This window comes from Spirosoma flavum (assembly GCF_042686045.1).
In the GTDB taxonomy this organism is placed as follows: Bacteria; Bacteroidota; Bacteroidia; order Cytophagales; family Spirosomataceae; genus Spirosoma; species Spirosoma flavum.
The window spans coordinates 127,915-150,483 of the sequence record NZ_JBHUOM010000002.1 but is presented as its reverse complement, the minus strand read 5'-3'; the positions used below and the strand labels follow the sequence as shown (position 1 = coordinate 150,483).

The window sequence follows — 22,569 nt, the reverse complement described above, 5'->3', positions numbered from 1 at the left end:
AAAAAAAACGGATTCTGATTTACTTATTAGGTAACACTATATCTACCAATCTATATAATTATTAATCTATAATCTCTCATTATGGTCATAAGCGACAGTTTCGAAGGCTGTTTAAGCGGCCAAAAACGTCAGTGTATCTATAGGAATACAGTATTTATATTAATATAATTATAGTTTTCTCCACTGAAAAATTGTCTCTACTGCCTATTACAGATTAACGGTCAATACATTTTCATCAAAATATAGACGACTAGTATAGTTGGCTAATTAATGCAATAAAATAGTCGTATTTTTATAGTTAAAGTAATGTTTGGACTATGCGAATCTTTTCCCTCTTTTTGCTTCTCAGTGTTAGCCTGTTTCACACGTCGGCCTTCGCCCAAACGCTTACTTCATCGCATTTGCCGATTGTGGTTATCAATACGAACGGCCAGGTCATTCTGGATGAGCCGAAAATTGTGGCTGAGCTTCGCATTATCGATAATGGTACCGGCAAGCGCAACAACGTAACCGATCGACCTTCATTTACCAGTAAAATCGGTATCGAAAAGCGGGGGGCATCTTCACAGCAATTTTTTCCCAAAAAGCCATACGGCTTCGAACTCCGCGACACGTCGGGGGTGAACTCCGTCAATTCGTCACTCCTGGGAATGCCATCCGAATCAGATTGGGTATTGAACGCTACGTATAACGACAAAACGCTGATTCGGGAAACATTGACCTACGATCTGAATCGGCAAATGAGCGTGTATTACACGCCACGTTATCGCTACTGTGAAGTGATCTTGAATGGTAGTTATGACGGTATTTACATCCTGTTCGAAAAGATTAAGCGCGACAAAAATCGGGTTAACATTACTAATATTAAAAAAACCGACATATCGGGTGATGCGTTGACAGGTGGTTATATTTTCAAAATTGACAAATCAGAAGGTTCCACGTCCCGCTCCTGGAACTCACCTTATACGGGTGCTCAGAGGCAACCTATTCAAATTCAGATTGATCGTCCAAAACCCGAAGATCTGGCCGAAGAACAGTTTCAGTATGCCAAAAAATTTGTAACCGACTTTGAGACTACATTGAAGGGTGCTCAATATCAGGACTCGACCGCAGGTTACCGGAAATACATCAATGACGACTCGTTCGTAGATTATCTGCTACTGACTGAAGTTTGCAAAAATGTAGACGGCTATCGGCTGAGCAGTTTCTTTTATAAAGACCGCGATACGAAAGGAGGTAAACTCACAATGGGACCCATCTGGGACTATAATCTGACGTATGGAAATGCTAATTACTGTGATGGCAACTCATCTCAGGGCTGGGCGTACAGTTTTAACCGCGCTTGCCCGGACGATTCTTATCAGATTCCATTCTGGTGGGACCGTTTATTAAGCGATAAATCATTTGCGAAGAAGGTACGCGACAAGTATCAAGGTCTGCGCAAAAATGTGCTCAAAACTGAGCGTATGCAGGCCTATGTAGACTCGGTTGCTACCGAACTTACCGAAGCCCGCACCCGCAATTTTCAGCGGTGGCCGGTTATTGGGGTCTATGTTTGGCCAAATGGCTATGTAGGTCAGACATACCAGCAGGAAATTGACTACTTGAAAACCTGGGTGAAGAATCGCTTAGAGTGGATGGACAATGCTATTCTGCCTTTTGGTGCCGACCTGCTGGCTACTGAACCGACGGATAATTTCAACTTAACAGTTAGTCCAAATCCGTCAACGAGCGACGTTACTCTGCGCTACCGACTCTATCAACGCGCGGATTTACGTCTGACAATTACTGATGCTACTGGCCGAACCATTCATACGCTTGCCTTACCCAACCAGCCAGCGGGTGAACACCAGCAAACGTTGCCCGCCCGTTCTTTGCCCACCGCACCAGGCATTTATTTTCTGCAACTGGATGGCGACGGTCAACCTATCAGCCGGAAAATACTGCGCTATTGAGTAAAAAGTCCTAACCCACGCTAAAGCGCGATGAATACAGAAACGGTCCTATCTTTGAGCTGTTTGTAGCCAATCCAACCCGTTTTCAATGAAAGTAGCCGGATTTAGTTTTATCCGTAATGCCGTTCAGTTCGATTATCCTATTGTGGAGGCTATTACGTCCATTCTGCCGCTGTGCGATGAGTTTGTCATTGCCGTCGGTGATTCGGATGATGATACACTTGGTTTAATTGCTGCGATTCCGTCGGATAAAATCCGCATTATTCGTACCACATGGGATCAGACCGCCCGCGTAGGGGGTCATGTACTGGCGCAGGAAACAGACAAAGCTCTGGCAGCTATTTCGCCAGATGTAGACTGGGCATTTTATATTCAGGGCGATGAGGTTCTGCACGAGCAATACATTCCAGTCGTTCGGGAGGCAATGGAGCGGTATCTGGACGATCCGGATGTAGACGCGTTGCTATTCAAGTATCTGCACTTCTATGGTTCCTATAGCTTCGTGGGCGACTCCCGGCGATGGTATCGTCGCGAAGTTCGGGTAATTCGAAACACCGGTAACATAGTCTCGTACAAGGATGCGCAGGGCTTTCGAACGCGTGACAATCAGAAGCTGAAAGTCAAACTTATTGACGCCTACATCTATCATTACGGTTGGGTGAAGCCACCCGAAACGCAGAAAAAACGACTTCGGCACACAAATCATTTTTGGAACGATGCCAATCAGATCGCCGAGGCCAACGCTACGCTCGATCATTTCGATTACAGCAAGATTGATTCGTTGGCGCATTTCACGGGCACCCATCCAAGTGTAATGAAAGCCCGCGTTGACCGTCTGAATTGGCCGTTCACATTCGATACCAGCCAGAAACGCTACTCGCTGAGGGTACGCTTTCTGACATTTATTGAAAAGTTAACCGGCTGGCGAATTGGCGAGTACAAGAATTACAAACTGTAGAAACGAAATGCCGCCCCTGATTCGCAGGGGCGGCATTTCGTTTCTATACCTTAAACATCACATAATAATACAGCTTCTTTCAGACTCGTAAGCGGGTCGCGTTTAGGAATGAACTCCTGCGCTACGTAGCCTTTAAAACCGGTATCGACAATGGCTTTCATGATAGCCGGATAGTAGAGTTCCTGCGATTCATCAATTTCATTACGACCGGGGTTGCCGCCTGTGTGGTAGTGACCGATGTACTTATTATGCTCGCGGATGGTGCGGATAATGTCACCTTCCATGATCTGCATGTGGTAAATATCGTACAGCAGTTTGAAGTTTTCGGATCCAACGCGCTTGCAGAGATCCACGCCCCAGGCTGTATGGTCGCACATATAATCTTTGTGATCTACCTTACTGTTTAGCAACTCCATTATCATCGTAATGCCATGCTTTTCGGCACTTGGCATTAAGCGTTTCAACCCAACTGCGCAGTTTTCCATGCCTTCTTCGTTGCTCATGCCCCGCCGATTACCCGAGAAACAGATGACCGTAGTCATTCCTGCTGCGTTTAATTTCGGAAAAATAGCTTCGTAACTGGCTACCAGCTCATCGTGGAATTTAGGGTTATTGAAACCGTCGCCAATGCCTTTTCCCGCGCCTTGTGGCAGAGCCGATGTCAGACCATACTTTTTCAATACGGGCCATTCTTCAGGTCCAGTCAAATCAATTGATTTGATGCCCATCTCTTTTGCAGCTTTGCAGAGATCGTCAAGCGGTATTTTGCTGTAACACCACCGGCAAACTGAGTGATTGATATGCCCCTTCAGCATCGGGGCTGCTTTTTCTAATTGAGTCATAGAGCGGGCAAAAGAGTCAGTCAGCAAAGGTAACGCCAGTGCGGTACCAGTCAGAGTTTTCAGAGCCGTTCGGCGGGAGTATGGCATGAGGGTTATGTTTGGTAAAGACGTATTACGTTACTGGTTCAGTCTCCTATGCATCGGCAATCATACCCGGTCATAAAACCGCGTACTAACAACGTATTGCGTCTCTATATGGACTAGATTACAGTTCGCGAATCCGAATATTGCGGAACCAGACTTTATTGCCGTGATCCTGTAAGGCAATATGACCGGTGTCATACTTACCAAAGCCTTCCCAACCCTTAAATTTACTCTCGGCTACCATTTTATCCCATTCAGGACCACTGGTTGGATACTCGGCCGTTTTCTTTCCGTTCAAATACTGCTCCGCTTTTCCGTTGTTGATAACCAGGCGGGCTTTGTTCCATTCACCAGCCGGTTTAGCCGCTCCAAGCGTAACGGGCTTCTGCAAATCGTAAAGGGCACCAGCCGTACGATTGTTGTCCCGCCCCTGCTTAGCATCAGGATGGCGTTCATTATCAAGTACCTGCATTTCGGGACCAGTCCGATAGGTAGCCGTGTATTTGGGATCTTCGTGAACGTGGAATATAATCCCACTGTTGCCACCTTCAGCAATTTTCCATTCTACTTCCAATTCAAAATTGCCGTATTCTTTATCAGTTACCAAATCGCCACTACCACCCGATACCAGATGAATGGCCCCGTCATCAACTGTCCATTTATCAGACACTGGCTGACCGGCTTTCAGGTAAGTATGCCAGCCCGTTAATGTTTTGCCATCGAAAAGATTTTCCCACTTGCCTTTATTCAGCGAGAGGTCAGTTTGAGTAACGGACAAATTGGGCGGGGTTATGTTGTCAGCACTGGCCGAATTAACATTGAGAGTCAGCGTAAGAGCCAGTAGACCAACAGCTAACTGTGGTCGAAGTGCAGGACCGTTTGCTGGAAAGCGACGATAGTTCATAGGTAAGAAACGTTAGGATTTTGTCGGGGCAATAGTACTAAAAAAAAACATACCCAGAACGTTTACAAAATATTTACGCTCGTGCTTATCTCGATGCAATTTTAGGCGATACAAATCTGTTGGATTAGTGCAACACTGCCTTGCGTTGCATATTATTGTGATATTATGGAAGCGACGACGTTATTGCCTGCCGAAAAGCAACGCTATCAGAAACACTTAAATTTACCCGAAATTGGTACCAAAGGCCAGTTGCGGCTCAAAAACGCCCGCGTTCTGGTTATAGGCGCAGGTGGTCTGGGGTGTCCGGTACTTCTATATTTGACAGCAGCGGGCGTAGGCACTATAGGGGTCATTGATCCTGATGTAGTGGACCTGAGTAATCTGCAACGACAAGTACTTTATACGACCGATGAGGTTGGGAAACCCAAAGCCAAGATTGCGGTAAGTCATCTGAATCGACTCAATCCTGACCTGACTTTTGACGCCTATGCGGTGGCACTGGATATCAGCAACGCCCGCAGCATCATTGAAGGATATGACATTGTGATTGACTGCACCGATAACTTTAAAGTTCGGTATTTAGTGAATGATGTTTGCGTTACGCTTGGCAAGCCGTTTGTGTATGGAGCCATTCACCGGTTTGAGGGTCAGGTAGCGGTCCTGAATGCTGACCTCGGCGACGGTCGGCGGGGACCAACGTACCGGTGTCTGTTTCCCGAGTATCCAAACGAAATGGAAATTCCAAACTGTAACGATACGGGCGTGTTGGGCGTGCTACCGGGCGTTATTGGTACCTATCAGGCCAATGAAGTTATTAAACTCATTACGGGCATCGGACAGCCGCTACATGAACACCTGCTGATGGTGGACTTGTTGACAATGAACCAGCAGAAAATAAAAACCAAACGCCGGATTGATGCGGAAGAACTCGCTCGCGAAGGTCTGGTATCAGCGGGAGCTCGACCCATTGGTGCATCGGGACCACAGAAAATATCCGTTCAGGAACTGGCTGATCGGCTGGCATTAGGAGAAGATTTATTCCTTTTAGATGTACGGGAACGTCCTGAATATGATCTTTGCCATCTGGAAGGAGCCGTGCTGATTCCGGTTAGCATGATTCCCAACAACCGTAAGCGTATTCCGACAGACCGACCTGTTATCGTTTATTGTCACCACGGCATCCGTTCCGATAACGTTGTCCAGTATCTATATGCTCAGGGAGGCCTAACAAATCTGTACAATCTGGATGGGGGTATTAATGCCTGGGCACGGACAATAGAACCCGAAATGGTGGTTTATTAATATCTGTTTCAACGAAGAGTAACGAGCCGCTTCCCTAACTTGGACATTAGGGAAGCGGCTCATCGCTTATCTGAAGTGCTTAATCAGCCGGAACCAACCTCATATGGCGACTGTTTTTAGACGGTCAGCAATCGTATATCCGTACTTCTTTGGCTGCACCCACATTGCATTATTAACTACTCATGTTTGTCACCGTATTAAAATCAAAACTGCATCGCGTCAAAGTCACGCAGGCTGAATTAAATTATGTCGGAAGTATCACCATTGATGAAGACCTCATGGATGCGGCTGGCTTACTCGAAAATGAACAGGTTCACATCGTCAATAATAACAATGGCGAACGGATTATCACGTACGTTATCAAGGGCGAGCGAGGTTCTGGCATTATCTGCCTCAACGGAGCAGCCGCCCGACGAGCCCAGGTTGGCGATATCGTCATTATTATTGCTTATGCCATAATGACCACCGAAGAAGCCAAAACGTACAAACCAACCGTAATTTTCCCGGATACTAACAACCAACTGGTGAAGGAATAACCCTTTTACTAACCGTTTATCATCGATTCCAACGAAACTCCGTTACTTTGTAGCGGAGTTTTTTGTAAAACGGCTAAGGTTCAGCCCTTGTAATTACCTCACCACGGCTTTCTGGCCGCGTTACGACTATATGAATCTCAAAAACAGTCTTAAGTATCTTGTCTCGCTGGCTATTGCCGGAGGATTACTCTGGTTTACATTCCAGCAAAGTCACCTCGACGCAGCCGATCTATGGCAAAAAATAAAGGGGGCTGACTATCGGTGGGTGTTACTATCAGCTGTGTTGACAATTGTGGCCCATTGGAGCCGGGCCGAACGGTGGCGTATTTTGCTGGAACCTGTGGTACCACAACGCCCTACTTCACTCGATGCAACAGTGAGTGTACTAATCGGTTATCTGGCTAATCTGGCTCTGCCCCGTGCTGGGGAAGTTGCCCGTTGCGGTACTCTTTATCGCCTGTCGGCACAGGACGGCGCTCCAGTACCTGTCAACGTCAGTTTTGGCACGGTCGTGGCCGAACGGTTGTGCGATGTATTGATGTTACTCCTATTATTAGCCGCGACTTTTGTTCTGGAGTTTGATCGGTTAAGCCAGTTTTTCATGGGGTTCCTGAGCGGGAAACTACCAAAAAATTCCAGTGGTTCGGGAATATTGCTACTAGCTGGTGCGGTAGTAGTGGGGCTGGCTTTACTGAGTTGGTTTTTGTTTAACCGGTATCGGGACGCCTTGGGTCGGCATCCACTCTATCAGAAAGTCACTGCCTTTGGGAAAGGGCTTGTTGAAGGATTACTGAGCATCCGGAAACTACATCGGCCGGGGGCTTTTATACTCCATACACTGCTAATCTGGACAATGTATTATTTCATGTCGTTCTGCCTATTCTTTGCTATGCCCGCAACGGCTAATCTTGGACCGCTGGCGGGTCTGACAATCTTGGTAGTTGGTTCGCTGGGAATGGCTGCTCCAACACCGGGAGGCATTGGTTCATTCCATTTATTGGTTGGCCAGGTGGCGTTACTTTACGGGCTTACAAGTCAGGATGGGCAAATACTGGCCACGTTCATTCACGGCGTTTCAACAATTATGATTATAATTCTGGGTATTCTCTCCCTATTAGTTATGTTGTTCCGTCGCAATAAAACGACTGCTGGGTCTGACGTTCTGGATGGACCAAAAGCAATAAAACTGGAGCGGTAATCTACTTTTTTCTTTCATGACCGAATCCAAAATTTTAACGCGCGAACAGGCCATCCAACAAGCCGAGAAATGGCGAGCGGAAGGCCAGCAAATTGTTTTCACCAATGGCTGCTTCGACATTGTTCACCTTGGCCATATTGATTACCTAGAAAAAGCCCGTCACCTCGGCAATCGTCTGATTCTGGGTCTCAACACCGATGCGTCGGTAAGTTGTATAAAAGGGCCGCTACGTCCCGTTGTAAACGAATATGCCCGCGCCAGACTCATGGCCGCCCTCGAATTTGTCGACGCTGTTACACTCTTTGGCGAACCAACTCCGCTTGAACTGATACAGGCCGTGCAACCCGATGTACTGGTTAAAGGGGATGACTATACCGTTGACACCATTGTTGGTGCAGATTTCGTATTGGGTCGGGGTGGACGCGTTGAAACGGTGGCCCTTGTGCCGGGTTATTCAACGACAAAACTCATTGAACGGATTAAGCAGAGTTACGAAAAACAGTAAATCTGTCTTTGTACCCAAGTGTGGTTGGTCTGTTAAATGGCTCTCCGGCTTGATAAATGGTTAGATTGCCGGGATACTTTTTGAGCTTAATAGTTGTTTTACTATTGACAGCAGGTACATTGGCTGTCAAATTGAAACCATAAACCTGACTAATTGACGATGATTTGGTTAATTATGATTATCATCTTCGGCCTCAGCGCATTCGTGAGCTGGCGGTTACGAAGCAAATTTGAAGAATACTCCCAAATTGGCCTAAGTAACGGCTTGAGCGGTGCCGAAGTGGCCCAGAAGATGCTGAATGAAAACGGCATCTACGACGTTCGCGTTACATCGGTGGAGGGTATGCTCACTGACAACTATAATCCACAGGAAAAAACCGTTAACCTGAGTGGCGACGTTTATTATGGCCGTAGTGTAGCTTCTGCAGCCATTGCTGCTCATGAGTGCGGCCATGCGGTGCAACACCAACTAGCCTATGCTCCCTTAAAACTTCGCTCGGCAATGGTACCTGTTCTTTCAGTTTCCTCGCGCTATATGCAATGGGTGCTGCTGGGAGGCATTTTGTTGCTTCAAACAACACCTATTCCACTAGCCGTTGGGGTTGGTCTGTTTGCCTTAACAACACTATTTAGCTTCGTGACGCTACCGGTTGAGTTTGATGCCAGTCGTCGGGCGCTGGCCTGGATTCAAGACAAAGGAATAGTAAACCAACGCGAGTATGTTTTTGCCAAAGATGCTCTTTGGTGGGCAGCGATGACCTATGTAGTGGCGGCTTTAGGTTCGCTGGCTACGTTGTTGTACTATGGTAGTATTTTGATGGGTGGCCGCCGAAGTAGCTAAAGGCGGATTAATGTCTGCAAGCATAATAAAAGAACGCGCCAGTGCTGGCGCGTTCTTTTTGTTTATAAAGTAGGATTGTTAGGCAAATGGTAGCCTCAAATTCAGTATAGCCTCGTACCCAGACTGAATCATTTCGGGCGTTGGTGCCGAACGATCAATGAGCATTCCCGCCACGGCTACGGCCAGCGCAATTAAGAGGGCAGGCCAAAAACCAACGATGGTGAAACTGTCTAGAAACTTATCAATCAGCTTTAATAAGAGAGCCGTAACGATAATTCGGACGATACCCGTCAGCAGAAAGAACGTGACTAAATTGAGGGGAAACCGAATGACCCAGCCCACAAAAAAATTGAGTAGACCAAGGAGCAAGGCAATTAAAATAGCCGTTCCAAAGTTTTTAACATCAACCTGGGGCATAAAGTAGGCCAAGCCAAAAATTACGGCTGCATCGAGTAGTAAATGTAGGATAAGATTCATAAACAGGGTGTAATTGGTTCTTTTGAACAACTGTTTTGAACCAGGATGGTTTAGTTACTATACACAACTCATTTGTCATGCACCGTATCCCGGTTCTACTTTTCGCTCTGCTCTTCGCCTGTTGCCGGGGAGCCTCACAGCAACAGCCCGCTACGTCACATCCAGCTGATTCAGCAGCGGTCTACCAATTAACAAACGCTAGCCGCGATGGTATCGGCAAGGTTTACCAAGGACGCGAAATTGCCCAGGTTATGGGGCATTTTGGCGCATCGTGGCTCGAGCGTCCGGAGCGCGAACGCGAAGAACGCACCGACTTATTACTGAAAGCGCTTACCCTCAAGCCAACGGATGTAGTAGCCGATATTGGTGCCGGAACTGGTTTCTTTACATTTTTAATGGCACCTAAACTACCTAAAGGCAACGTACTGGCGGTGGACATTCAGCCTGAGATGATCACGTATCTGAATGAAGGAAAAGCCAAGCATCACATTACTAATGTGCAACCGGTACTCGGCACAGAATCGGACCCAAAACTGGCAGCCACTAGTATTGACATGGCTATTTTGATTGATGCGTATCACGAGTTTTCATATCCCCGCGAGATGATGGCACACATTGTGTCAGCGTTAAAACCGGGCGGACGTGTTGTGCTGGTTGAATACCGTGCCGAAGACCCAACTGTACCGATCAAAGAGCTTCACAAGTTAAGCGTCGTACAGGCAACGAAAGAAATGAAAGCTGTAGGGCTGAAACTACTAAAAAACGACGACCGCTTGCCGCAGCAACACATTATGTTCTTTGGGAAGTAGCGTAAATCGTTTTCTATAAGTAGTAGCCTGCCTGAATTAGCCTTGTTATATTCCTGCAGCGTCCTCCCGTTCTCGTATAGCCAGCTTGCTCTTCCTGAATCCATACGAGAAGTAAATCACTAAGCCAATAATCAGCCAGATACCAAAAATCTTCCAGTTACTGGCCCCTAATTCAGTCATCAGATACAGGTTCGTTAGCACGCCGATTACTGGTAACAATGAGAAATTATGCCGAAAGCCTTGCACAGCTAGCACGATCCAGACACCCCAGAATACCACCAGCAATGGTTTATTTTCCAGCGTTTGCAGTAGATTATCATTCGTCAGCGCATAAGTTACTACGGCCAGTAATATCGCACCAATAATGTATTTACCGTTTATATAGGGCACTTTGAATTTCGATTGCGCTGTCAGCCCTTTGGCGTCTAAGAACAAAATGCCAGCGCAGACTAGAATAAAGGCGAAGAATGTTCCTACGCTGGTCAGATCAACAAAGAATTTCAAATCCATGAATAAAGACGGAATGGCTACCAGAAATCCCGTGACGATAGTGGCAAACGAAGGCGTTTTGTATTTGGGGTGAATAGTCGAAAAGCGTTTCCAGAGGAGTCCATCGCGACTCATAGTCATCCAGATACGCGGCTGCCCAAGTTGATACACTAACAGCGCACTCGTGATAGCGACGACCGCACTTACCGAAATAACTCCAGCCACAAAATCAAGATTTACCTTTTGAAATACGTAGGCCAGTGGATCGCTCACACCTAATTCTTTGTAGTTGACCATACCCGTCAGCACGAGTGTAATCAGCACGTATAGAACGGTACAGATGCCCAGGCAATAAAGCATGGCGCGGGGAAGATCGCGTTGGGGATTTTTGCACTCTTCGGCAGTAGTTGAAATGGAGTCAAACCCGATAAAGGCAAAGAATACGGAAGCCACTCCACTCAGCACGCCCGACATTCCATTAGGCGCGAATGGCGACCAGTTAGCCGGTTTTACATAAAAAGCCCCTACACCGATTACCAAAGCGATTACGGCTAATTTGAGCACAACCAAAATATTACTTGCCGCCCGTGATTCCTTAATGCCAATATACACCAACGCGGTAATCAGCACTGTAATGGCCCCAGCGGGAAGATTAGCAATCAAATGAAGATTGCCAACCACGGGCGCATTGGCATATGCATCAGCCAGCAAACGCGTGTTGTCCGGTAAGGTAGTCAGAGCAATGCCCGCCTGTTTAGTTTCTTGTACCAGTTGGAATGCGCGTGAGGCCGAACCGTAATCTGTAGCAAGGTATTTAGGGAAGGTAACACCAAAGCCGCTAAGCATGGAGGTGAAATATTCCGACCACGAAATGGCAACGACCATGTTACTAACGGCATATTCGAGAATAAGCGCCCAGCCAATAATCCAGGCAAATATCTCTCCAAAAGCGACGTACGCATACGTATAGGCACTACCACTTACGGGCACGGTACTGGCAAATTGTGCGTAGCTTAGGGCGGTAAATACGCAGGCAATGGCCGTAAATACAAACAGCAGGGATACCGCCGGTCCACCATTATAGCTTGCCAAACCAATAGTGCTGAAAATACCGGCTCCAATGATAGCTGCAATGCCAAACGATGTCAAATCGCGGACCCCTAATGTCTTCACCAACTTACTGGATTCACCTTCGGCGGCATCACTTAGGATTTGGGTTACGGTCTTTTTGCGAAAAAGGGACATAGGCTAGCTAAAGAAAAACGGTGTCTATTGATGTTAAACCGATAAAAATAGAAATTCTTTCCGGTTTTTTGTTCGTTACATTCACATAGAGCACATGCCATTGGAGCTCTATTCATCGTTTATCATTTAGCATTCAGCAGAAATATGTCCATCCGAGTCCAGAATCTTACGAAAGAATACAATCACCAACGGGCTGTTGATCAGATTTCGTTAACGGTGCAACCGGGTGAAATCGTCGGCTTTCTGGGTCCTAACGGGGCGGGTAAGTCTACAACCATGAAGATTGCAACGGGTTACCTCCCTCCCACTGATGGCACGGTGGAGGTGAACGGTTTCGACGTTCGAACACAGCCAATGGAAGTCCGCCGGAGCGTTGGCTATCTGCCTGAACATAATCCGCTATACCTGGATTTATACGTCAAGGAATATCTACGCTTTGCCGGATCACTACACGGGATGCGCGGAGCCGATCTGAGCCGCCGTATGACCGATATGATTGAGTTGGTTGGTCTGGGGCGCGAGCAGCACAAGCGCATCGGGCAACTTTCCAAAGGCTACCGGCAACGTGTCGGACTGGCGCAGGCTTTGCTGCATAATCCACCCGTACTGATTCTGGATGAGCCCACTACGGGCCTTGACCCGAACCAGTTGGCTGAAATCCGACAAGTCATTCGCGATGCCGGGCGAGATAAAACGGTCCTGTTTTCAACCCACATAATGCAGGAAGTTGAAGCCATTTGCGACCGCGTTGTCATTATCAATCGGGGCCAAATTGTAGCCGATGGTCCACTCAGTCAACTTAGAAGCGCATCAGCGGGAAAGAGCGTCGTGGTCGTAGCCGAGTTTGAAGGTGAGTTAGTCAATCCTGATGTACTGGCCTCAGTGCCAGGCGTTGAAGAAGTGGAATTCATAGGGCACGGCCAATATAGAATTACGGCTGGATTGACTACTGACTTAAGAGCAGCTATATTTCGCCTTGCCGCCGATCAGAATCTAACACTTGTGGGTCTCCGTCAACAGGAAAATTCACTGGAAGGAATTTTTAAGGAACTGACAAAGTAACGCGGGTAGGCATGTATTTATTGATCTTGTTCGTCCTCCTCTTATTCACATACATCGCAACTGAAACTGGTATAAAATGCAAAAGACGAGACTATTTATCTCGCCTTTTGCATTAATGTATGTCCTGTTCCCACCCACATTACCTACCGAGCTGTAGCCATTAGTGGATATTGGTCGAATATGGACCTGACTATACCTTTGAAGTAGTTATTTTTGAAGTTCTGGTTTCGCAGCATTTTAGATGCGTAGCCCTTCCAGATAACCTGATAAGATTCGGCGTCGATCAGCGAAATCATCAGTGTACCTTCATCGAGGTTGTAGTCAATACGCTTGTAGGTGGCGTCGTCATCTTCACGCACAACCCAGTCTTTAATAACCGGCTGCTGATAGCCCCGAAAGCGTAGGTCAGACCGGAATATATTATAAGAAATTAACAGATTTGGACTGCGGTTACTAACACGATAGCCCCGAGCTTCCATCTGATGCCGGATAGCATCCTGAATGTCGGAGCAGAGAAGTGTAGAATCGACAAATTCGCATTCTAAGAAATTAAATGATTCATAGTTTTTGAAGTGGCCCTCATAGCTATAGTCATGCTCTACGAACAGCCTATTCGATGAGCAGCCTGCCATAACGACAACAGCCAGCGCAAATAGAATCCCTACACACTTTTTCATACTCTCGGTTGTAAAAAATTTTCAATAGATAATTTATATTAAATAAATAGTAGTGATAACATTGGGTCGAACTCAAATATAAACGTAAATGTTTCGTAAACAACAAGATAGAGCCAAATTTTATTGCTTATTTATGCCTCGGTAAAACTCAAGTCCCCGGCGCATTTCTGTAGCTGTAGTGGCGATATCAAACGCACAACTTCCCGGCCCGTCCAGCAACGACATCCGCACCTCACGACCCCGGTTTTTCTTATCCTGCAACGTCAACGTCAGAATCGGTTCGATATCATCTTCCGTTAATCGTACATTTCCATATACGGCAAAAATATATTCTTCGATTTGCGTTAATAGCCTTTCATCGATCATCTTTTTATGAAAAGCAATAAACGCTTCGGCGATCATTCCAACGGCAACAGCTTCGCCGTGCAAAAGCCGTTTGCGAGGTTGTGTTAAGTAGTATGTTTCAACGGCGTGGCCGAGGGTGTGACCAAAGTTCAGAATCTTACGCAACCCTTTCTCCGTTGGGTCCTGCGCGACAATATGTTGTTTGATAGCGACCGAATGAGCCACCAGAGCAGACCAATTCTGCTCGTCAAGATCACGCCGACGAATTTCATCCCACATGGCCGCGTCGGCAATGAGACAATGCTTGATTACCTCTGCGAAGCCGGATCGAAGTTCTCGCTCCGGAAGCGTGGTCAGAAAGGTTGGGTCAATCAATACCGCGTTTGGTTGCTGGAAAACACCTATATGATTTTTGAAGCCCCTAAAATCTATGCCGAGTTTACCACCAACACTGGCATCCACCTGCGCGAGCAACGTAGTAGGCAGTTGCGCGAAGGCAATACCACGCTTGAATGTAGCCGCACAAAAGCCGCCCATATCGCCGATAACGCCACCGCCAAGGTTCAATACCAGTGCATGACGGTCAAAATTAGCCCGCGTCAGGGCATCCCAAATCATTTCGCAGGTGGCGATGTGCTTCTGCTCCTCCCCTGACTTAATCCTCACAAGCGTATGTTTCGGCAGAAACGCTTTTAAATCGGGGTAGCAGAAACGGAATGTATGGTTATCGGCAATGACGGCGACGGACGAAAAATCGTAGGAATCCAGAAAAGCAGGAAGGCTTTCGGCGAGGGGAGAAATGGTTACAGTTGACATATTGTAAAAGTACGGCCACCATCAATCTGTACGTAATGACAGGATAAGTATTTTTAAGTTTGATTGAAATTATAGCTTTGTACCTACGTGTTCTCTTGTACTCTAAATTCCCCCGCTCTCTATGAAAGTTCGCTACCGTGTTCTTACGGGTTTATTTCTACTCTCAACCATCACCTACCTCGACCGCGTTTGTATGAACGTGGTTAGCAAATACGTAAAAACGGATTTAAATCTTGACAATCAGCAGTTTGGCTGGATACTCGGTGCCTTCTCATTGGCCTATGCCCTGTTTGAGATACCGACAGGCTCTCTCGGCGATAAGATTGGCCCCCGGCGTGTGCTGACACGTGTAGTTCTCTGGTGGTCAGGCTTTACCATGCTTACGGGCACTGCGTTCAATTTTATTTATCTGCTGGTGGTCCGGTTCTTATTCGGGGCCGGAGAAGCGGGTGCTTATCCAAACGCATCAATCGTTATTGCGCGCTGGTTTCCAGCCGTTGAGGTGGGACGGGCACAATCCGTTATCTGGGCTGCCGGGCGACTGGGTGGAGCCTTGACTCCCCTGCTCGTTATCCCGTTGGTGCACTGGGCAGGCTGGCGTTGGGCCTTTGGCGCATTAGGGTTGCTGGGTGCCGTTTGGGCCCTTGGCTGGTATATCTGGTTCCGTGATGAACCGGCCACAAAATCGGGTATAAGCGATGAAGAAGTTCGGGAGATTGAAATGGGGCGTAATATAAAAGACGCAGATCACCTTATTTCGTGGAAAACTATTATCCGTAATCCTGATTTATGGGCGTTGATGCTGATGTGCCACCTCTTTTTTTATGGGTCGTATTTCTTCACGAACTGGTCGTCAGTTTATTTTCAGGAAGGGCGTGGCATGACCGAAGATCAAACGAAAAATTTCATCTCGCTCTCCTACTTTCTGGGTGCCATTGGCTGTTTGGTCGGCGGTGTCCTAAGTGATTCGCTAAGCAAACGTTACGGGCTAAAAATAGGCCGTCGGGCAGTAGGCGTGGGTGGACTGGGGTTATCGAGTTTGTTCTTCCTCTTAGCAGGATTAACCACCGACAATGAACAGGCTGGCTATCTTCTGGCGATGTGCGTGTTATCAAAAGATTTGGCCTTACCCGTTGCGTTTGCCGTATGCGTGGATATTGGGCAGCGTAACGCGGGTTCGGTGACGGGCGCAATGAATTTTGCCGGTCAGTTAGGTGGCTTTTTCATTACGATTCTATTCGGAATCATCGTCAAACAAACCAATAACTTCAATTACCCACTGTTCATGATTGCAGGTTGTTTGCTGGTCAGTGCTTTGTTGTGGCTACGTATTGACCCAACCCGTCCCGTAGCCATAAAAAATTGAGCTTACAAGGCTTCAATTAAAAGCCTTGGTGTATATGATACTAGAAATGAACACAGTGCGCTGTGCTATCAATACGGTGGCACGGACTTGGGTAAACGGTCTGATTTAGCGTGATCAGATCGTTTACTCTCATTTAGCTTCCTTCAATCGTTTTTCCTAACTATTTATTACCTATGGGTTAAGTTGATTTAGTGAACAAACGTTCTTAGTTCAACTAACGAAACTCTAAGGTTATAATATTAAAAATTGACCGCTTGCCAATTGAGTTGCCAAAACCAAACAATCCACCTGATAACGATGCAGCTGCTCTTCAGGAGCTATTGGGTGGCAAGTTTGGGGAGATGTCAACCCTAATGAACTATACGTTTCAGTCGTTCAATTTCCGGGGTCGCAAGAAAATTCGTCCATTCTACGACATTATAGCCAGCATAGCCGGGGAAGAATATGGGCATATTGAAGTGGTATCATACGCTATTAACCTTTTGCTGACAGGTGTTACTAAGCGCGGACATGACCCCGTTCCAGCTCCACTTGCCGATGCGGTCAATGCACGCAATACGTATCATTATATCGCCAGTGGGCAGGGCTCACTGCCCGTTGATTCGATGGGTAATTTTTGGACTGGTCAGAATGTGTTCAGCAGCGGTAATTTGAAATCAGATTTACTGCATAACTTCTTTCTGGAATGTGGCGCACGAGCCAATAAAATAAAGGCGTACGAAATGGTGACGGACCCAACGGCCCGCATGATGGTTGGCTATCTGCTTGTGCGTGGAGGTTTGCATGTAGTTGCCTATGCCAAAGCCCTGGAAAAACTAACGGGTGTGGAAGTAACGAAACTACTGCCAATTCCTAATCTGAGCAACAATGCATTCTCTGAAGCCAAAAAATTCATGGAACAGAAACAGCACTTATCGTTATATACTTTCAGTCAGGACGATTACCAGCAGGCAGGTCTTATTTGGAATGGTCCGCACCCCGACGATGGTCAGGAATGCTATGTTGTTGAGGGTGGAATGCCAGGTTATCCAGTACCTGACCTTGAAGAAGAATCCCAACTAAGTGCGCCCGGCGACGAGGATTTCGATCCACAAGTGTTCTCCGATATGGCGAAGAAAATGGGTATCAAGTACGACTATTAATTTACAAACCGGACCTCTGGTTCGGAGAGTCGAAGGCTAAAAACGTAGCAGCTATTCTATTCTACCTAGTTGCCCTTCGACTTCCCGAATCAGAGGTCCGGATTATGTTTATTACGAAATTACTTTTAACCCATCGGCAAATGCCTGCATCTGTGGCATTGTGCCAAGGCTAACGCGGCACCAGTACTGACCGTCAAATTTCCATTGGCGGATGCTCACACCCTGCTCCATCATCCGGCCTACAAAATCTTCGCCCTTCATCCGAATTGGGAACATCACGAAGTTAGCACCTGATGGAAGCGGCTCGTAGTTAGTTTCTTTCAGTACTTTGTGTAAATAGTCTTTCGACTCCTGCGTCTTGCCGAGCGAGAATTTAACGAAGTCTTTATCCTGTAAACTAACAATTGCAGCGCGTAAGGTGGTCATACTCATTGAGCTGCCACCAGTTGCAAACTTGGCAATTTGCTCCAGCAATTCCGGTTTAGCAATCATATAGCCCGCCCGAAGACCAGCAAAACCATGTACTTTCGAGAATGTCTTGGTGACAATAACGTTACTGCCCTTTTTAACCAAATCTACCATTGAGTAGGCTTTTGGGTCGGGGGTGTAGTCGATATAAGCTTCGTCAACCAGAATTGGCGTCTTCGCACCGACGGCTTCGCAGAAGGCGCGAAGTTTAGCTGGATCAACCGTTATAGCCGTTGGATTATTGGGGTTGCACAAATAAACCATCCCCGTCTGACTGCCAACGCGCTCGTTAAGTTTATTCAAATTAATGTCATAACCGTCGGCTGCTACCAGCGGAACACGGTCCATCGTGATGCCGTGCTTAACAGCCGTACGCGGTAATGCGTCAAATGTTGGGTCAGGGGCAACAATCGTCCGACCAGCATTGGCCCGGTAAGCGGCCCAAAGCGAAGCCGCCGTTAGTAACTCACCCGAACCAGCACCCAGCAACACATGGTCTTCCGGAACGCCCTCAGTATCGGCAACTAATTTGCGAAACTGTTTGGCATATTCCATTGCGTAAAGATAGCCATCGGGCGCAGCCTCCGTAATGGTTTTAAGCGCTTTAGGGGAAGGGCCGTAAGGGTTTTCGTTAGCCGATAACCGGGCTTTCAACGCTCCTTTCGGAACGTCATAACCTTTTGGCATTTCTGGTTCTGGCTCACAGAAGGCAGATGGAGCAGCGGCTAGAGTTAAGCCAGACAACATACTGGCCCGTAGCCAGTCACGACGATTGATAGACATAGCAGAACGTTGGTCTTACCGTATCAATAAATAAGTGAAGAATAACTATTGATGAGTTTACGGCTCAAAAAAGTGGGTAGATGAGTCGTAATTGAGTTGTTTTGTTGTACTGCCAGAGCTGACAGATCAAATATATAGCAAGAAACCTTTATCATCAAACAATATTCGGTCAATTACCTTTATTGCTTATATATAATTCCAATAAAACAATATATTCAATATAAAGTATAAATAATCACGACAAAAGATAATTTCTTAGTTTACATAGAGTGCGTATGAGCACATTACATAATAAATATGAGCCAAATCCTGAATTTGCATCTACGCGTCTCCTGAAAGGGTATTTTATAGGTCTAACCGCGCTAACTCGTCCACCCGAATTCCCCACGCACACCGAAAATGACCCAGTGGACAAATAGTGCGGCCATGCAAATTGCAGGGTTTACAATCAAGCAGTTCCGGTGTTTGCACCACGCGCGATACATCGGCTAAGGGGCCAAAACCGAACTCGGGTACTGTTGAGCAAAAAATAGCTGTTGTTGGCGCGTTCATGGCCGAACACAGATGTAACGGAGCCGAATCGTTGACATAGTTCATTACGGCACCTTGTTGCAGAGCAGCCGATTGCAACAAGCTTAATTTGCCCGCCAGATTTAGTATGCCCGTCCTTGGTCCAGCCAGCGCTCTAATGGCATCACAAGCTGACGCATCCGTTGGCGCACCCAGTAAGTACACAGTAATATCGTCTGGTAGAGTCCGAATCAATTCAACCCAACGTTCGGACGGATATTGCTTCGTAAACCAAACTGACATCGGTGCGATGCATATATAAGGTTCATGTTTGTAGTCTCTGACAGCCTCATAATCAGTAACAGACGGATAAAGCTTAGGCCGGCGTGTGAACCCTCCAGTTATTCCCATTGCCCTGAGTAAGCCTGCATTGCGGTCTACTTCATGTACACCCGGCTCAAACCGGTGTTCGACCTGATGGGTAAAAAATCGGGAAAGTGGGTTCTTGTTGAAGCCAATAGTATATTTTGCGCCCGACAAAACCGTTAGAAGCCCCATTGTGCTGAATCGTTGCATATTGAGCACAACATCATAATGCCGGAAGCGAATAATGCTCATCAGCCGCCATAAATCTTGATATTTAGATTCCTTTTTATTCCAAATCAGGACTTCATTCAGAAAGGGATGATTAGCCAGTAAACCCTCATTACCTTTGCGCACCAATATATCCAGCACTGCATCAGGATACGCTTCGTGCAGTTGTTCAAGCAGGGCTGTAGCCAGAATTACATCGCCGATGAAAGCGGTCTGAATAATCAGGAACCTGGGCGGATTGGTAGCGGTTATCATTAGTACGCTCAATGCGTAAAAGCTAAGAATGGAAGATTACGAAGTATACACTTTACCCAACGGAATTCGGATTGCGCACAAACAAATACCGCATACACAAATTGCCCACTGTGGCATTATGCTCGACATCGGTAGCCGCGACGAACAAACACATCAGCAGGGATTGGCCCATTTCTGGGAGCATATGGCATTCAAAGGTACGGAGAAACGAAAATCCTACCACATTATTACTCGCCTAGAAATCGTTGGTGGTGAATTAAATGCGTACACAACAAAAGAAAAAGTATGTTTTCATGCCTCTGTTCTGGATGCACATTTTGAGAAAGCGACAGAATTACTAGCCGACATCACGTTTAACTCGGTTTTTCCTGAAAAACAAATTGAGCGGGAACGAGGGGTTGTTCTCGAAGAAATGGCAATGTATTACGATTCGCCAGAAGATGCTATTCAGGATGATTTCGACGAACTTGTATTCCCGAATCACGCCCTCGGTGGCAATATTCTGGGTACTATCGAAACCGTCGGTTCGTTCAAACGTGAAGACCTCCAGCAATTTATTACGGAGAACTACGATACCAGCCGCATTGTGTTTGCTTCGGTAAGCAAGCTATCGTTTAAACAGGTAGTAAAAGTAGCTGAGAAATATTTTCGTGATATACCGGCGCAACACTCAGACCGCAAGCGTAATCTGCCCACGAATTACGTACCGCGTCAAACTCGGGTAGAACGGCCCATTACGCAAGCTCAGTGTGCTATCGGCCGACCAGCCTACGGCTTAACCGACCCGAGAAGGCTTCCTTTTTTCATGCTTGTCAATCTTCTTGGCGGACCCGGCATGAACTCCCGATTAAATTTGAATCTACGCGAAAAATTTGGTCTCGTTTATTCGATTGATGCCAGTTATACGCCTTATTTAGATACTGGTTTTCTAGGCATTTACTTCGGTACTGATCCTAAAAAAGTTGACAGAGCACAGGCATTAATTATAAAAGAGTTGAAACGGCTGCGCGAGCAACCGCTCACAACGCTACAGTTACACCAGACCAAAGAGCAGTTAATTGGGCAACTGGCGATGGCTGAAGAAAGCAACAATAGTTTTATGTTGATGATGGCCAAAAGTCTGCTCGATATTAATCGGGTTGAGTCCCTGAATGAAATTTTCAACGACATAAAAGCCGTAACCGCCGAGCAGTTACAAACGCTCGCTCAAGAGGTTTTTGACGAGAGTCAATTCAGTTCACTAACATTTATACCAGAGAAAAACTAAAGATTGAGTTAACCTTCTGGTTGAGCCATCTGATAAGTTGATAATTCGCTAGGCTGACCTCTACACTACCATGACCATCAAAGACGCCCAAACCACCGTTGACGACTGGATTAAAACGGTTGGCGTTCGGTACTTTACTGAATTGACGAATATGGCTATGCTGACCGAAGAGGTGGGCGAAGTAGCCCGCATCATTGCCCGACGCTACGGTGAGCAATCTGAAAAAGAATCCGATAAGAACAAAGACCTGAGCGATGAACTTGCCGATGTATTATGGGTGCTTATTTGTCTGGCTAACCAAACCGGCGTTGACCTGACGGAAGCGTTTGAGAAGAATCTGGATAAAAAAAATAGTCGGGATGCAACCCGGCACCTTAACAACGAGAAGTTAAAGTAACCTATCCTGTTAGCGTAGCAGGCAATAAATAAGTAAAAAGGCGGTGTCGAATTAGTTCGACACTGCCTTTTTACTTGAATAACTTACTGATTTATTTCTGAAACGACCCAAAAATATAATCCCAGAATGGCGAAGACACGCCGTAATTGCTCTCAGGATTTTTGTAATGGTGTACACTATGATTTACCCACAAGGTCTTAAAGAAGTTCTTTGGTGGTGCATAGGCGTGAACGATAAAATGCACAGCCAGATAACCCGAATAACCTACCAGGAAACCGGGGAAAAACGCGTAAGCAGCTTCGCCCATAAGAAGGAAGAACAAGCCAAAAAATGCACCGGCAACAAAAATAGCCAGAGCCGGAGGCATCGCCAGCCGGGTCTTGTCTTTCGGATACTCATGGTGAATACCGTGGAATGTGTACTGTATTTGGGCGCGTTTCGGCGTCGTTGGCGCTAAATGGTACAGATAACGGTGCAACACGTACTCAAATAAAGAGAATACCAGCAAGCCCGTTACGAATAATACGGCAATGGTACTGGTTCCCATATCGGTATGTGTAAAGGCATACCAACCTAGAAATACAGATAAGACCAGCCACATCGAAATGGGCACGAGAATATGTGTCCGCGAAAGGGCTTCCAGAATCGGATTATCGAATAGCTTTTTACTTCCGCTATTTTTAGGCCGGGTTTTACCATGACCGGCCATAGTTTGTAGCTTTTCAGTAGTTGACTCCATAGAA

General features: G+C 46.6%; 22 protein-coding genes. 13 read left to right on the top strand and 9 right to left on the bottom strand.

Going from position 1 to position 22,569, the window contains the following annotated elements; translation table 11 throughout:
- Positions 1-317 precede the first annotated feature (317 nt).
- Both ACFS25_RS06125 and ACFS25_RS06120 read left to right on the top strand, forming a co-directional pair.
- Complete coding sequence (locus tag ACFS25_RS06125) at positions 318-1,955, top strand: CotH kinase family protein (RefSeq protein ID WP_381497628.1); 1,638 nt, start codon at positions 318-320, stop codon at positions 1,953-1,955.
- A gap of 88 nt (positions 1,956-2,043) precedes the next feature.
- A complete protein-coding gene (locus tag ACFS25_RS06120; protein WP_381497626.1) occupies positions 2,044-2,913 on the top strand; it encodes a glycosyltransferase family protein in 870 nt (289 codons plus the stop codon).
- A 50-nt stretch (positions 2,914-2,963) separates the two neighbouring features.
- Here the strand turns inward: ACFS25_RS06120 and ACFS25_RS06115 are convergent, their stop codons facing one another.
- Positions 2,964-3,842, bottom strand: a complete 879-nt coding sequence (locus ACFS25_RS06115; protein WP_381497625.1) for a hydroxypyruvate isomerase family protein — start codon at positions 3,840-3,842, stop codon at positions 2,964-2,966.
- A gap of 118 nt (positions 3,843-3,960) precedes the next feature.
- Positions 3,961-4,743: a 3-keto-disaccharide hydrolase gene (locus ACFS25_RS06110; RefSeq protein WP_381497623.1), complete on the bottom strand. Its 783-nt coding sequence runs from the start codon at positions 4,741-4,743 to the stop codon at positions 3,961-3,963.
- Between the two features lie 165 nt (positions 4,744-4,908).
- Between ACFS25_RS06110 and moeB the strand changes: the two genes are divergently transcribed.
- From moeB to ACFS25_RS06085, 5 genes are all read left to right on the top strand, one after another.
- Positions 4,909-6,045: a molybdopterin-synthase adenylyltransferase MoeB gene (gene moeB / locus ACFS25_RS06105; RefSeq protein WP_381497621.1), complete on the top strand. Its 1,137-nt coding sequence runs from the start codon at positions 4,909-4,911 to the stop codon at positions 6,043-6,045.
- 182 nt (positions 6,046-6,227) lie between these two features.
- A complete protein-coding gene (gene panD / locus ACFS25_RS06100; RefSeq protein WP_381497619.1) occupies positions 6,228-6,581 on the top strand; it encodes an aspartate 1-decarboxylase in 354 nt (117 codons plus the stop codon).
- 130 nt (positions 6,582-6,711) lie between these two features.
- Positions 6,712-7,779, top strand: coding sequence for a lysylphosphatidylglycerol synthase transmembrane domain-containing protein (locus tag ACFS25_RS06095; RefSeq protein WP_381497617.1), 1,068 nt, complete (start codon positions 6,712-6,714; stop codon positions 7,777-7,779).
- Between the two features lie 16 nt (positions 7,780-7,795).
- Complete coding sequence (gene rfaE2 / locus ACFS25_RS06090; protein ID WP_381497615.1) at positions 7,796-8,284, top strand: D-glycero-beta-D-manno-heptose 1-phosphate adenylyltransferase; 489 nt, start codon at positions 7,796-7,798, stop codon at positions 8,282-8,284.
- 174 nt (positions 8,285-8,458) lie between these two features.
- Positions 8,459-9,124: a zinc metallopeptidase gene (locus tag ACFS25_RS06085; protein WP_381500767.1), complete on the top strand. Its 666-nt coding sequence runs from the start codon at positions 8,459-8,461 to the stop codon at positions 9,122-9,124.
- Positions 9,125-9,202: 78 nt separating this feature from the next.
- Here the strand turns inward: ACFS25_RS06085 and ACFS25_RS06080 are convergent, their stop codons facing one another.
- Positions 9,203-9,601 (bottom strand): phage holin family protein, encoded by a 399-nt coding sequence (locus ACFS25_RS06080; RefSeq protein ID WP_381497614.1) that lies wholly within the window; start codon positions 9,599-9,601, stop codon positions 9,203-9,205.
- 77 nt (positions 9,602-9,678) lie between these two features.
- Here ACFS25_RS06080 and ACFS25_RS06075 point away from each other — a divergent pair, with 77 nt between their 5' ends.
- Positions 9,679-10,410, top strand: coding sequence for a class I SAM-dependent methyltransferase (locus ACFS25_RS06075; protein WP_381497612.1), 732 nt, complete (start codon positions 9,679-9,681; stop codon positions 10,408-10,410).
- A gap of 45 nt (positions 10,411-10,455) precedes the next feature.
- Here ACFS25_RS06075 and ACFS25_RS06070 read toward each other — a convergent pair whose 3' ends face one another.
- Positions 10,456-12,144, bottom strand: a complete 1,689-nt coding sequence (locus ACFS25_RS06070; RefSeq protein WP_381497610.1) for an amino acid permease — start codon at positions 12,142-12,144, stop codon at positions 10,456-10,458.
- 144 nt (positions 12,145-12,288) lie between these two features.
- Between ACFS25_RS06070 and gldA the strand changes: the two genes are divergently transcribed.
- A complete protein-coding gene (gene gldA, locus ACFS25_RS06065) occupies positions 12,289-13,206 on the top strand; it encodes a gliding motility-associated ABC transporter ATP-binding subunit GldA (RefSeq protein WP_381497607.1) in 918 nt (305 codons plus the stop codon).
- A 143-nt stretch (positions 13,207-13,349) separates the two neighbouring features.
- Here gldA and ACFS25_RS06060 read toward each other — a convergent pair whose 3' ends face one another.
- Both ACFS25_RS06060 and aroB read right to left on the bottom strand, forming a co-directional pair.
- A complete protein-coding gene (locus ACFS25_RS06060; protein WP_381497604.1) occupies positions 13,350-13,883 on the bottom strand; it encodes a DUF4136 domain-containing protein in 534 nt (177 codons plus the stop codon).
- A 120-nt stretch (positions 13,884-14,003) separates the two neighbouring features.
- Positions 14,004-15,044 (bottom strand): 3-dehydroquinate synthase, encoded by a 1,041-nt coding sequence (aroB, locus tag ACFS25_RS06055; RefSeq protein ID WP_381497602.1) that lies wholly within the window; start codon positions 15,042-15,044, stop codon positions 14,004-14,006.
- Positions 15,045-15,165: 121 nt separating this feature from the next.
- Here aroB and ACFS25_RS06050 point away from each other — a divergent pair, with 121 nt between their 5' ends.
- Positions 15,166-16,410, top strand: coding sequence for an MFS transporter (locus ACFS25_RS06050; protein WP_381497601.1), 1,245 nt, complete (start codon positions 15,166-15,168; stop codon positions 16,408-16,410).
- A gap of 254 nt (positions 16,411-16,664) precedes the next feature.
- A complete protein-coding gene (locus tag ACFS25_RS06045) occupies positions 16,665-17,552 on the top strand; it encodes a manganese catalase family protein (RefSeq protein WP_381497599.1) in 888 nt (295 codons plus the stop codon).
- Between the two features lie 111 nt (positions 17,553-17,663).
- On the opposite strand, the gene ACFS25_RS06040 is transcribed toward ACFS25_RS06045, so the two are convergent.
- Positions 17,664-18,803 (bottom strand): pyridoxal phosphate-dependent aminotransferase, encoded by a 1,140-nt coding sequence (locus ACFS25_RS06040; RefSeq protein ID WP_381497598.1) that lies wholly within the window; start codon positions 18,801-18,803, stop codon positions 17,664-17,666.
- A 345-nt stretch (positions 18,804-19,148) separates the two neighbouring features.
- The gene (locus ACFS25_RS06035) at positions 19,149-20,162 is read right to left on the bottom strand and encodes a glycosyltransferase family 9 protein (RefSeq protein WP_381497597.1); all 1,014 of its coding nucleotides are present in this window, start codon (positions 20,160-20,162) and stop codon (positions 19,149-19,151) included.
- A 28-nt stretch (positions 20,163-20,190) separates the two neighbouring features.
- Here ACFS25_RS06035 and ACFS25_RS06030 point away from each other — a divergent pair, with 28 nt between their 5' ends.
- Together ACFS25_RS06030 and ACFS25_RS06025 are read left to right on the top strand one after the other, a co-directional pair.
- Positions 20,191-21,429, top strand: coding sequence for a M16 family metallopeptidase (locus ACFS25_RS06030; RefSeq protein WP_381497595.1), 1,239 nt, complete (start codon positions 20,191-20,193; stop codon positions 21,427-21,429).
- Between the two features lie 70 nt (positions 21,430-21,499).
- A complete protein-coding gene (locus ACFS25_RS06025) occupies positions 21,500-21,826 on the top strand; it encodes a nucleotide pyrophosphohydrolase (RefSeq protein WP_381497593.1) in 327 nt (108 codons plus the stop codon).
- A 91-nt stretch (positions 21,827-21,917) separates the two neighbouring features.
- On the opposite strand, the gene ACFS25_RS06020 is transcribed toward ACFS25_RS06025, so the two are convergent.
- On the bottom strand, positions 21,918-22,565 hold the full coding sequence (locus tag ACFS25_RS06020) for a sterol desaturase family protein (protein WP_381497591.1): 648 nt from the start codon (positions 22,563-22,565) through the stop codon (positions 21,918-21,920).
- Positions 22,566-22,569 lie beyond the last annotated feature (4 nt).